Here is a 13,115-nt window from a genome sequence, read left to right as displayed (position 1 = left end):
GGGCAGTTACATTGATTTACCAATTTTTAATAATCGGGTCTCTTTGAATGTCTCTTCATCGGCATTTACTAAAAAGTCAATTCAGTTATATAATCCTTTTTCTGCAAAAGCAATAATTCTAAAGAAGATTGTTTATTTTCTGATGTTAAACATTCCTTTTTTTAGGCAAATACTTTCTAAAAAATATTCTTCGGGTAAATTTATAATTCACCTTGAAAATAAATTTAGGCAAAAAATACATTCCTCTATTTACTATCCAACTGTGAAAGATAAAGTAGTTTTGCAATTGTTAGTAGAGCAAGGAAAGTTGTTAGGATATTTGAAAATTGGGCTCAATGATTCTGGTAATCAAAAGATTATGAATGAATTAAAGGCGATAGACGTATTAGCTTCTGCCACAAAAATTGTAAAAAAGGAATATTTAATTGCCAATGGTGATTTTGATGGTTACATGTACATCATCGTAAAAAAAATAAAAGGAATTAACAAACCTATATCGCATTCACAACTTTTAGTGGAACTTAATAAATTAAAGAGAAATACAAAATTTATTTTATCGGAACATCCTAGATTGAGGCAACTTATAGCTTTTTCAAATCAGTCAAATCGGTTGGATTTTGTACAAATCCTTGAAAATGTTTCTCATTCATCTAAGGAATTGTATTCCTTATGCTATGAGCATGGTGATTTGGCTCCATGGAATATCTTTGTTGACAAAAAAAATAAAATAAAACTTTTTGACTTTGAGTATTTTGTCAAAGATGGATTAGAACATTTAGATCTTTTTAATTACTATTATCATACTGGGACTAAAATGGAAGGGCTTTTTGAGTGTGAAAAGATTGTTGATTATTTGGAAAGTAAAATTAAAATAAAAGAGTTTCTTGAGTTGCTGATTGTGTTTTTAGTTCACAAAATACTAGTAAGTATGAATGAAGGTGAAGATTCAAAGGCGGAAAATAAATTATTAGAATACAGCTATCAGTTGTTTACAAAAAGATGAGAAGATACGACAGAATAATAGTTGCTTATGCCTGTGAGGATAGTGGTTCAGAACCCGGTGTCGGCTACTATTGGACAAAAGCTATTACGTCAATTTGTAATAACGAAAAAATTTTATTGCTCACTAGAAAAAACAACAATGTAAAAGAAATAGTAGACAACAAAACGTTATTCAGTAAAGGGATAGATTTGCCAAAGAAACTTTTATTTATTAAAAAGATAATAGGTACTCGTGTCTATTATTTTATCTGGAAATTTCTAGTTTTTTTTCATTTACTATCTAATTATAAGGAGTATAAAGGAGCAATAATCCATCAGTTAACTTTTACTCCAATGTATTATCCTCCAATTTTTTTCATATTACCATTTAAGTTTATTTGGGGACCGTTAGGTGGCGGGGAATCTTTCCCTTTAAGTTATTTAAGAGCGTTTAAAGTGGTCGATGCCTTGAAAGAATTGTACAGAATTGTATTGAGAAATTCTATATACATAAATCCATTATTTTATTTAGGGTGTTCAAAATCTATAAAAATTATTTGTTCTTCTCCAGATAGCGCAAACATGATTCCCAATTATTATAAACATAAGGTAGTTGTTGAAGTCATGGTTTTTGATAAGGATAAACATCTCGAGGCAAGAAATCTGGAGAAAAATATTGTTATTGCCAATAGACTTATTGATTGGAAAATGACGCATCTTTTCGTAGAAGCTTTTAGCGAGTTTATTGCAAATAATCCAACAGATTACAAATTAATTGTTATTGGAGATGGTCCTTACTATTCTGCGATTGAGTCTTTTATAGATAATCAAAATATCATACATTACAGTAAATTCAAAAAACGAGAGGATATGTTGCAACTTTTAAAAAATGCTTCGCTTTTTGTGTCAACATCACTTCACGATTCTGGAGCAGCTTCTTTGTTAGAAGCGATGAGTTATGGGGTGCCTTTTTTAGTTTCAAAAGCAGGAGTTCATCATGTTTATTTAGATAAAGGGATTGGTTTTGGTTTTGAATTAGACAATTTTAAATCGGATAAAGAAAAAATAAAAATACTACTAGGCAAATTACTATCAGATCCTGCAATTTTGGTTAGCGAGTCCCAAAAGATAATAGAATGTTATAAAGACTATTTTAGTGAAAAACCCAAAACAAGTAGGATAAAACACATCATAGCACAATAACTCTAACCATTATTCAGATTAATTAAAAATTAAATTATAATTTTACCCTTTCATTTAACAAAGCCCCATTGAAAATTCTTTTAATACATACTCATTATCAATATCGTGGTGGTGAAGATGCTGTAGTGTTTCAGGAAATGGAATTGCTAAAACAATACCATGAAGTTGAAGTTTTGTACTTTAAAAATAATGGTGGAATAAGAGGAGCATTACAATTTTTAAGCTCTATTTGGAATAGAACAGCAAGTCGAAAAATAGTAAAAAAAGTTTTAGATTTTCAGCCCGACATAGTGCATGTTCACAATTGGCATTTTGCTATTGGACCTTTATTTATAAGAGAAATTAACAAAATCGGAATACCAATAGTTCATACAATTCATAATTATCGTTTATTGTGTCCCTCAGGTATTTTATATCATAAAGGACATTTGTTTACGAAAAGTCTATCGCAATCTTTTCCCTGGTCAGCAGTTAAAAAAAGAGTGTATCGCTCGTCAATTTTGCAAACATTTTGGCTTGCTTTTGTGGTTTGGTTTCACAAAAAAATTGATACGTGGAAAAAAATCGATGCTTATGTTTGTTTGACACCGTTTAGTGTTAAGGTCTTCCAAGAGTCAAATTTCGGTATTTCGAAAGAAAAATTTATCGTTAAACCAAATTTCACTGAACATCAAAAGAAAATGGAATTTAATGAAAGAGAAAAACATTTCCTATTTATTGGTCGTCTTTCAGAGGAAAAGGGGATTGAAATGCTCTTAGATACATTTAAAAATGCTATTTTTGATTTGAAAATAGCGGGTGACGGGCCATTAAAAAATAGAGTTGTCGAAGTTGAAAAAGAATTCCAGAACATTACCTATTTAGGAAATTTAAGTGTTGCTAAAGTTGCTGAAGAAATGCAAAAAGCCCAAGCATTAATTTTTCCTTCTGTCTGGTACGAAGGGATGCCAATGACCATAATCGAAGCTTTTTCCTATGGTACTCCAGTAATAGCATCAAACATAGGAGCAATGACTTCAATGATTTTTCATGGATCTAATGGCTTTCTTTTTGAGTATGGAAATAAAGATAGTTTGATGCGAAATATAATTCATTTCAACTCCCTGGGCATTGAAGAAAAGCGTCAAATGTATTCCAAAGCTTCCGAAGAATTTAGGACAAAATATTCTAAAGAATTACAAAAAGAGTTTTTTAATACAATTTACAACATAAAAAATAGATAATGCACAAATCAATTCCATCGGTTTCTTTAATGGATTATTCCATCTATAGTGGGGATTTGTCTGAATTGTCATTTCAAAAAAAAATACTTATCTCGACTCTCAATCAATATTCTTTTTGCATTGCAAATGAAGATTTAGAATTTAAGGAAGCGTTAATAAAATCTGACTTGTTGCTTCCTGACGGCATGGCCATTGTAGCAGCGATACAATTGTTGAAAGGAAAAAAAATTAAAAAAATAGCAGGAGCAGATTTACATCAATTTCTTCTCAATGATTTAAATAGTAAGGGAGGAAAATGCTTTTATCTAGGTTCCTCTGAGAGTACTTTGACAAAAATTACAACTAGAGTTTCTAAAGAATTTCCAAACATTAAAGTTGAAACTTTTTCGCCAGCCTATAAAACAGAATTTTCAGATTTTGAAAATCAACAAATGCTAAAAGCAATTAATTCATTTAATCCAGATGTTTTGTTTGTAGGTATGACTGCGCCAAAACAAGAGAAATGGGCTTATAAAAATAGAGATGTAATACATGCAGGAACTATTTGTTCTATAGGAGCGGTATTTGATTTTTATGCTGGCACAATTCAACGACCACATTCTTTTTGGATTCAATTACGACTAGAATGGTTTATTCGATTGATAAAGGAGCCAAAACGTATGAGCAAAAGATATTTATATTATGGTCCTATCTTCATTAATCATATTGTAAAAGAGGGATTTCGAACTGTTTTTTCAAAAAAAGTATAATTTATTCGATCAAAATTCTTACTTTGCCGATTGAAAAATTATTGATTTATTTTAAATTTTATTGTTTACGAATTAACTTTTTTCAAGAGAATACCACAAAATTCTAATTCCAAATATGTCACTCTTAAAGCAGCTCGCCAGATATAGATTTGCGCGTTACATAAAACTATGTTTCCTTTTATGGGATATTGTATTGTTAAATAGTGCTATAATTATATCTTTTTTAATTAGAAATGGTGATATTTCTGATATTGATTTAAAAGAAGTTCAGACGATATCATTACTTTCAAATCTGCTTTGGATTATACTATTGCTGTACAAAGATGCTTATCGAATTATTCGTATCGAGAGAATTGAATCAATTTTGATTAGAACAATTCGATTAGTTTTAGTACATGCGGCTTTGATAGCAGCATTTGTGATAGTTCTAAAATTTTATGAGATATCTCGTTTACGATTATTTTACTTCTATATAATTTTCTTTGTTTTTCTCGTTGTCTCGAGAGTTTTTTTTATGAAACTACTCAAATATGTCAGAGCAAAGGGATACAATTATAGTAATGTCATAATTGTTGGAGCTAATGATACGGGAGAGCATATTAGAAAAATTTTATCAAAGGATTTAACATACGGATATCGAGTACTTGGCTTTTTTGATGACAAGGTAGACCCTTTTGCTTTTATTTCTTCTCCAATATTAGGTGGTTTTGATGCAATACAAGAGTATCTTATTAAAAATAATGTTGATGAAATGTACGTTGCTCTTCATATTGACAATATCAAAATAATCAATCAATTGACTGATTTATGTGAACGATATATGGTGCGTATTAAATTTATACCTGACTTTCAATTGTATACTAAATCGCGAAGAGTTGAGATTAGTTTTTATGAAAACACACCAGTTTTAATGTTAAGGAAGGAACCACTTGAATTAACGCTAAATCTGCTTTTAAAGAAAACATTTGACCTCTGTTTTTCGTTTTTAGTTATTGTTTTGATTTTTCCTTGGCTGTTTCCAATAATAATACTATTGATAAAGATTGATTCGCCTGGACCAATATTTTTCAAGCAGGAAAGATCAGGTAGAGACAATCATCCTTTTATATGTTTGAAATTTAGAACAATGTATTTGAACAAAAAAGCAGATGAAAAGCAAGCAACTAGGGGAGATAAGCGGGTTACCAAAGTAGGTGCATTCTTGAGAAGAACTAACATAGACGAGTTACCACAATTTTTAAACGTGTTTTGGGGTAACATGTCTGTTGTAGGTCCACGTCCTCATATGCTCAAACACACAGAGCAATATTCAGAATTAATCAATAATTATCTAGTTCGTCATTATGCCAAACCTGGGATTACAGGATGGGCTCAAATAAATGGTCTCAGAGGGGAAACAAAAGAGCTGGCAGATATGAAGGATAGAGTAGATTATGATATTTGGTATATTGAAAATTGGAGTTTTTTGTTAGATTTAAAGATTATTTATCAAACTGTTGCCAACGTACTAAGAGGTGAAAAAAATGCTTATTGATTATCTTTGAATTTTTCTAATAGATTTGATGATTTTTATTTTTAGGGTCTACTAACAATTAATACATATATTTGTACCCTATGTGTAGCGTTTACATGTGAAATTAATATCCATTTTAGTCAGAATCAAGTGATGTTTAAAATAAATAATAATTGTGTTAGGAGCTATTTATTTTTGTTGAAAAAAATCGCGCCTCTTTTTTTAGTAATGATAATTTTTTCTTGTGCATCGAGAAAAGATATAGTTTACTATCAGAATATAGACAATTTATCAAATCCTAAGGAATCCATTTCGTACGAAATTAAAATTCAGCCAGATGACTTATTAATGATTATTGTATCTGCTGAAGATCAAGAAACGGCAATTCCATTCAATTTAAAAACTTTTGGTGCAGTAAATTCAAAGCAACCTGATATGCTGATGGGACAACAGTCAATGCAGTTGTATTTAGTTGATGCTGCGGGATGTATTGATTTTCCAATTTTGGGGAAGTTAAAAGTTGGAGGATTAACCAGAACAGAAGTCTTGAAAGTATTTCAAGAAAAAATATCAAAATATATTGAAAAACCGATTATAAATCTTCGCATTTTGAATTTTAAAATCTCCGTTCAAGGAGAGGTTGTTCTCCCAGGTACCTATTCTATTAATTCGGAAAGAGTTACCTTAATTGAAGCACTATCGATGGCAAAAGATTTAACCATTTATGGTAGGAGAGATAATATTTTGGTTATAAGAGAAATTAATGGTGTGAAAACATATAACAGAGTTGATATAACAAAAGCAGATTTTATTAATTCTCCATTCTATTATTTATCTCAAAATGATGTGGTGTATGTTGAACCCAACAAAAACAAGATTAATGGTTCAGCAGTAGGTCCAAATACAAGTGTAATTATTTCTATAACTTCATTACTGATTACTTTGATAACACTTATTGTAACCACTACAAAATAAAAAATTTTAATGGGAAAAAAATCTAATAAAGTTCAAGAGCACGAGTTCCATCTAAGAGATACATTAGACAAATATCTCGTTCATTGGAAATGGTTTTTAATAGGAATCAGTTCTTGCCTTCTTTTTGCTTTTTTATATTTACGATATACAACACCCCAATATCAGGCTACAACAACTATATTGGTCAAGGACGAGAAAAAAGGTAGTATGCTCTCTGAGTTATCTGCTTTTTCAGATTTAGGTTTGGCGGCTGGTTTCAAAGGAAATGTTGATAATGAAATTGAGATTCTTAAATCCAGAACATTAGTTGAAAGTACAGTTAGAAAATTGAACTTAAATATTACATTATTTATTAAAGGGAGTTTAATTGATAGTGAGATTTATGGAAACTCACCTATAGATGTAAATTTTATAAATAGGACACCTAAGTTTTATTCAACAGATATGGTTTTTAACTGTATCAATTTTTCTAATGATTATTTCGAAATAGAAAACGAAACATCTGATAGTGAATCGAAATTACTCTTAAACAGTAAAAAAAAGTTCAAATTTGGTGAACTTATAAGAACAGCATATGGGGATTTAATTATTAATAAATCAGGGCAAAACGAGAGCATATTCAAAAATTCTAACATCTCAATAACGATAACAGTTAGCCCTCTTGAGGAAGTTGTTGAAAGCTTTCAGAAGCGACTAAATGTTACTTCTATGAGTAAGACAACCAGTGTAGTTTCATTGTCGATTACTGATCCCATAATAAAAAAAGCAGAAGATTTTTTGGATCAGCTTGTTAAAATTTATAACGAAAATGCTGCTGCAGACAAAAATTTTATTTCTGAAACAACCTCAAAATTTATCGCAAACAGACTTACCTTAATCACTCAAGAACTTGAAGGGGTAGAACAAGATGTAGAAAGTTTTAAGAGAACAAATCAATTGACGGATGTAGAGACGGAAGCTAAATTATATATAGAAGGCTCAAGTGATTACAATAAAAAGGTTCTAGAGACCGAAATTCAGTTGAATATGATTGCATCAATGATGGAATTCATCAAAAAAGCAACTAATTCAGATTTATTGCCGACCAACATAATAGCAGGTGAAAGTGATGCATCGGGATTAATTAACTCCTATAATCAGCTGGTTTTAGATAGAAATAGAATTTTGAAAACAGCTACTACATTAAATCCTACTGTAATTAAAATAGACCAACAAATAGCTTCTTTAAAATCAAATGTGAGTGCAAGTTTAAAACAAATGCAATCTAATTTATACATTCAAAAGAAAGATTTAAAAGGGAAAGAAGGAGATTTGAATAATAAAATTGGTAAAATCCCAGTTCAAGAGCGTCAATTTAGGGTAATAGCAAGACAGCAAAAGGTTAAAGAAGAATTGTATTTGTATTTACTTCAAAAGCGAGAAGAAACAGCCATTTCTTTGGCTGCAACTGAACCAAATGCCAGAGTTGTTGATGCTGCGAAGGCTTTAAAAAAACCAGTATCTCCAAAAAGAACAATTATATACTTAGCGGCATTTTTATTAGGTTTTATAATACCTTTTGGGGTAATAAACATCAGTGATTTACTAGATAACAAAATTAAAAGTCGTTTGGATTTAGAGGGCAAGACAAAAATTCCGTTCATTGGTGATATTCCAACATCTGATTCTCCATTTGAAATCATGAATTCTAATAGTAGAACAAGTTCAGCGGAGGCATTAAGAATTATCCGATCTAACCTAGAATTTATGGTTAATAAAGACAACGAAAATCAAGCAAAGAAGTTTTTTGTAACCTCCTCATTTCCTCAAGAAGGGAAGACGTTTGTTTCAGCAAATTTGGCAGCTACTTTTGCCCTTTCTGGGAAAAAAGTTTTGCTAATAGGGATGGATATTAGAAGTCCTAGATTAGATAAATACTTCACAATTCCTAATAAAGGATTAACCAATTACTTATCTACAAATGGGATAAATATTAATGATTTAATTATAAAACAAAAAGGATATGATGATTTTTATGTTCTTCCAGCTGGGATAATTCCACCCAATCCAGCAGAATTATTAATGGGTAAAAAAGTTGAAGAACTTTTTGAGTCGTTAAAATCTCAATACGATTATATAATAGTTGACACAGCACCAATTGGACTAGTGGCAGATACTCTTTTGATTGCAAAGTATGCAGATTGTTTTATTTATGTTTTCCGGGCAAATTTTTTAGGTAAGCGAATGTTAAATATTCCAAACTCACTGTATAAAGAGAAGAAATTACCAAACATGTGTTTGCTTCTTAATGACACCGACTCTACTAAAGGGTATGGCTATGGCTATGGCTATAAGATTAAGACTAATAAATCTTGGTACGAGAAGTTTCTAAAAAGTAATCAATAGAATATTTTAGATTTAATAAAAAAGTCAATGAAGAAATTTTCTTTATTGACTTTTTTATTGATGAACAAATCTTTGATTTATTTAATAGTTTCTAACTAAAGCATTGCATAAATAAATTGTATTTTTGCTGCATGGAATTTTCGTCTAAATTACTAGAAAAAGCAGTTAATGAAATGTCTCAATTGCCAGGGATTGGTAAAAGAACTGCATTGAGATTACTATTGCATTTGTTAAAGCAACCCAAAGAGCAAACCATTTTTTTATCGCAAGCTTTAACGCTGATGAGAGAAGAAATAAAGTTTTGTAAAAATTGCCACAACATATCAGACAATTCTGTCTGTGAAATATGCAATAATCCTCATAGAGATCACCAAACAGTTTGTGTGGTTGAAGATGTTCGTGATGTCATGGCTATAGAAAATACGGGACAGTTTCGAGGTATATATCATGTTTTAGGAGGGAAAATCTCTCCAATCGACGGAATTGGCCCAAGTCAGTTAAACATAAGTACTTTGATTGACAAGGTTAAATCAAAAAACATTAAAGAAATCATTTTTGCTTTGAGTCCTACAATGGAAGGCGATACAACAAATTTTTACATATACAAGCAAATTCATGATGATACTGTAATAACATCAACAATTGCAAGAGGGATATCCGTTGGTGATGAATTGGAATATGCAGATGAAGTTACTTTAGGACGAAGTATCTTACAACGTGTTCCTTTTGAGAATTCTATGAAAAACAATTAGTTCAAATTAATGATGTTCTTTTTTGTATTTATAAATGAAAAACTATCTTTGTTTGCAATTTTTCCTAAAAATGAATAAAAGTATACTCTATTTGCTTCTTGTTGGTCTTGTTTTGAGTTCTTGTGTGCCAACAAAAGATTTGATATATCTTCAAGACAAAGATAATCTTCAAGCAAGTGAAGTTATTAATCAAGTTATTTCTAAACCTTACAGATTACAGACTAACGATGTGATTTCCATAACTATCAAGGCTTTGGATCAAAAGCTAGTGGCTATGTTTAGTCCTTCAGAATCTAATTTGAACACAAAAACAGATGTTGGATTGTATTTCGATGGATATACCGTTGATGATCATGGCGTCATTAGGATTCCTGTTCTTGGCGAGTTAAGTGTAATCGGATTCACAACCGAAGAGGTAAGAATACTAGTAGAGAAAAGACTGCTTGAGGAATATTTTAATAAAGAAGCAAACATCTTTGTCACAGTTAAATTAAGTGGAATTCGCTATACTATCAATGGAGAAATTACTTCGCCAGGAACAAAAATTTTGTATCAAGACAAGGTAACTATTTTAGAAGCAATTGCTAATGCATCAGATATTACTCTTACGGGAGATAGAAAAGCAGTTACTGTAATTAGACAATTCCCTCACGGCACAGAGTTGCACGAGATTGATTTGACAGACGTAAATGCCATGAAATCCCCCTATTTTTTCATTCAACCTAACGACTATATTTATGTCAAACCACTCAAGCAAAAGACTTGGGGAACAGGTACAACAGGTATACAATCTTTGTCTTCTTTAATTACCATCTTTTCATTAATTACTACAACTTATTTACTTTTAACAAATTGATTAAAGGATGATTGATACTAAAGATTTTTCATTTTTTGAAAGTCAAAATAGCTTTGATTTTAAAGGGTTTTTAATAAAAATCACTAGTTATTGGAAATGGTTCATAATTAGTTTATTAATAACCTTAACAATTGCGCATCAGGTTAATATTAGAAAAGAAAAAATTTATGCGATGCAAACTTCAATTGCTATTAAAGAAGAGAATAATCCTTTTTTAACCGCATCAACTAGTTTAGTTTTTAATTGGGGAGGAACTTCAGACCAAGTTCAACTTATTTCAAATACATTACGGTCTAGGTCACACAACGAGATGGTGGTAGATAACCTTCAGTTTTATATTGATTATTTACAACAAGGTAAATACAATTATAAAGATGTTTATGGAGAAATTCCATTTCATATTGTAATTGATAAAAATAAAGGACAATTAAGTGGTAGTTTGATTGGAATTAAATTTTTAAGTGAATCCGAGTATGAGATTAAAATTAAATTTGAAAGTACACACGCTCCTCTGATTCTTTATTCTGACAACAGTAATAGTGAAACTAATGTAGTTCAGGAAGAGTTTGTCAAAAGATACAAAGTTGGTCAGCAAGTTTCTTTGCCATTTTTAAATTGGAAATTAGAAATTAATGACAATCCAGGTAAATACAATGGTAACGAATATTTTGTTCGATTTAATAGTTTTGATGGTGTGGTTTCAAGATATCAAGGTATAGATGTAGAGATTGATTCTAAAGCTGCTTCAATTTTAAACTTATCGCTCACTGGATCTAACAAGGCAAGGATGGTAGATTATTTAAATTCTACTGTGAAAATGTTGATAAGAAATCAATTGGAAAGAAAAAATCAATTTGCTACAAACACCATTAGATTTATAGATAGTACATTGATTGTTATAGGAAAACAGTTAAAGGACAATGGAGATGAGCTAAAGTCATTCAATAGGGATAAAAATATGTTTCAAATTGAAGGAGGAGGTGCTGAAATTTCAGGTCAATTAACAGAATACGATTTAAAAAGAGAGGAGATTACAAGAAAGATAGTCTATTATAATTCATTGAAATCGTATTTAAAAAATAGTGTTGATTATTCTAAACTTCCTGCCCCAACAGTAGCGGGTATCGACGACCCAAATATAGTTACAAATGTATCTAAACTAATTGCATTATCTACTCAACGATCTGAAATGGCCTATTCTATCAAGAGTGAAAAAATATTCAATGAGTTTGATATACAAATGGATGCCATCAAAAAAGTATTGTTAGAAAATATTAATTCAGCAAATAGCTCGCTACAATACGATTTGTCTTTGGTTAATAATAAAATTATTGAAATAGAAAATAATATTAAAAAATTACCTGAGGACAAACAAGAGTATCTGAAAATTGTTCGAAAATTTGATTTAAGTGATAATATCTATAATTCATTTTTACAAAAAAGGAGTGAGGCTCAAATTGCTACAGCGGCAAACTTATCTGATATACATTTTGTAGATCAAGCAAAAGATATCGGTGGAGGATTGATAGGTCCAAATACAAATGTAAATTATGTCTTAGCTATCTTTTTAGGATTACTTATTCCTCTAGTTATAATTTTTGTAATTTTTTTCCTTGAAAATTCTATCCTCAACACAGAAGATATTAATAAACTTACGAGTATACCCATAATAGGAGTTGTTGGAATCAAACACGGTACTTCAAATTTGTCAGTTTTTGAAAAGCCAAAATCAGCATTATCAGAATCGTTTAGAGCCATTCGTTCTTCGTTACAGTTTTTGTATAAAAAACAGGATATCGAAGGAACAAAAACATTAATGATTACCTCTTCAGTAAGTGGTGAAGGTAAAACGTTTTGCTCGCTCAATATTGCTACCGTATTTGCTCTAAGTGGTAAGAAAACGGTCATCGTTGGGATGGATTTAAGAAAACCTAGGATTTTTGATGATTTTAAAATAAAAAATGAAATAGGAGTTGTTAACTATTTAATAGGTCAAAAAACGATAAATGAAGTAATACAAAAAACACATATACCTAATCTCGATGTAATTACTTCAGGGCCAATTCCTCCCAATCCGTCTGAACTAATTATCGGTGATAGTATGAAAGAATTTATGAGTATTTTAAAAGATAGATACGATTATATAATACTTGATACTCCTCCTGTTGGTTTGGTTTCAGATGCGATAGAGTTGGCAGAATATTCAGATATAATCCTATATATCATGAGACAAAATTACACTCAAAAAGATATGGTTACACTTCTCAATAATAGACTTAAAAGAGGAGAGTTAAGTAATATTAGTATCATATTTAACGGATATCAAAATAAAGCCAAGTACGGAACTGGTTACGGATATGGGTATGGTTATGGCTACGGTTACGGAAATTATGCAGAAGGATATCACGAGGAAGAAAAGCCTAAAAATATTTTTAAAAAGATAGTTTCGCTAGTTTCTAATAAAAATAAATAGTGTTT

General features: G+C 30.5%; 10 protein-coding genes. All 10 read left to right on the top strand.

The window, feature by feature from the left end; translation table 11 throughout:
* The first annotated feature begins 262 nt into the window (after positions 1-262).
* The 10 genes from AC23L6_RS09710 to AC23L6_RS09665 all read left to right on the top strand — a co-directional run bounded on the left by AC23L6_RS09710 (position 263) and on the right by AC23L6_RS09665 (position 13,110).
* Complete coding sequence (locus AC23L6_RS09710; RefSeq protein WP_487561981.1) at positions 263-1,003, top strand: protein kinase family protein; 741 nt, start codon at positions 263-265, stop codon at positions 1,001-1,003.
* Positions 1,000-2,184: a glycosyltransferase gene (locus AC23L6_RS09705; RefSeq protein WP_487561980.1), complete on the top strand. Its 1,185-nt coding sequence runs from the start codon at positions 1,000-1,002 to the stop codon at positions 2,182-2,184. Before AC23L6_RS09710 ends, AC23L6_RS09705 begins: the two co-directional genes overlap by 4 nt.
* A gap of 68 nt (positions 2,185-2,252) precedes the next feature.
* Positions 2,253-3,407: a glycosyltransferase gene (locus AC23L6_RS09700; RefSeq protein WP_487561979.1), complete on the top strand. Its 1,155-nt coding sequence runs from the start codon at positions 2,253-2,255 to the stop codon at positions 3,405-3,407.
* Positions 3,407-4,156 (top strand): WecB/TagA/CpsF family glycosyltransferase, encoded by a 750-nt coding sequence (locus AC23L6_RS09695; protein WP_487561978.1) that lies wholly within the window; start codon positions 3,407-3,409, stop codon positions 4,154-4,156. The genes AC23L6_RS09700 and AC23L6_RS09695 overlap by 1 nt, the downstream gene beginning before the upstream one ends.
* A 115-nt stretch (positions 4,157-4,271) precedes the next feature.
* Positions 4,272-5,690, top strand: coding sequence for an undecaprenyl-phosphate glucose phosphotransferase (locus tag AC23L6_RS09690; protein WP_487561977.1), 1,419 nt, complete (start codon positions 4,272-4,274; stop codon positions 5,688-5,690).
* A 207-nt stretch (positions 5,691-5,897) separates the two neighbouring features.
* The gene (locus AC23L6_RS09685) at positions 5,898-6,644 is read left to right on the top strand and encodes a polysaccharide biosynthesis/export family protein (RefSeq protein ID WP_487561976.1); all 747 of its coding nucleotides are present in this window, start codon (positions 5,898-5,900) and stop codon (positions 6,642-6,644) included.
* Positions 6,645-6,653: 9 nt separating this feature from the next.
* Positions 6,654-9,029: a GumC family protein gene (locus tag AC23L6_RS09680; protein WP_487561975.1), complete on the top strand. Its 2,376-nt coding sequence runs from the start codon at positions 6,654-6,656 to the stop codon at positions 9,027-9,029.
* 131 nt (positions 9,030-9,160) lie between these two features.
* The gene (recR, locus tag AC23L6_RS09675) at positions 9,161-9,781 is read left to right on the top strand and encodes a recombination mediator RecR (protein ID WP_487561974.1); all 621 of its coding nucleotides are present in this window, start codon (positions 9,161-9,163) and stop codon (positions 9,779-9,781) included.
* 70 nt (positions 9,782-9,851) lie between these two features.
* Positions 9,852-10,637 (top strand): polysaccharide biosynthesis/export family protein, encoded by a 786-nt coding sequence (locus tag AC23L6_RS09670; RefSeq protein ID WP_487561973.1) that lies wholly within the window; start codon positions 9,852-9,854, stop codon positions 10,635-10,637.
* 7 nt (positions 10,638-10,644) lie between these two features.
* On the top strand, positions 10,645-13,110 hold the full coding sequence (locus tag AC23L6_RS09665) for an exopolysaccharide transport family protein (protein WP_487561971.1): 2,466 nt from the start codon (positions 10,645-10,647) through the stop codon (positions 13,108-13,110).
* Positions 13,111-13,115 lie beyond the last annotated feature (5 nt).

The organism is Flavobacterium sp. R1_16 (assembly GCF_057652095.1).
Note: the sequence above shows the minus strand (reverse complement) of the source record. Positions and strands in the feature narration are given on the sequence as shown.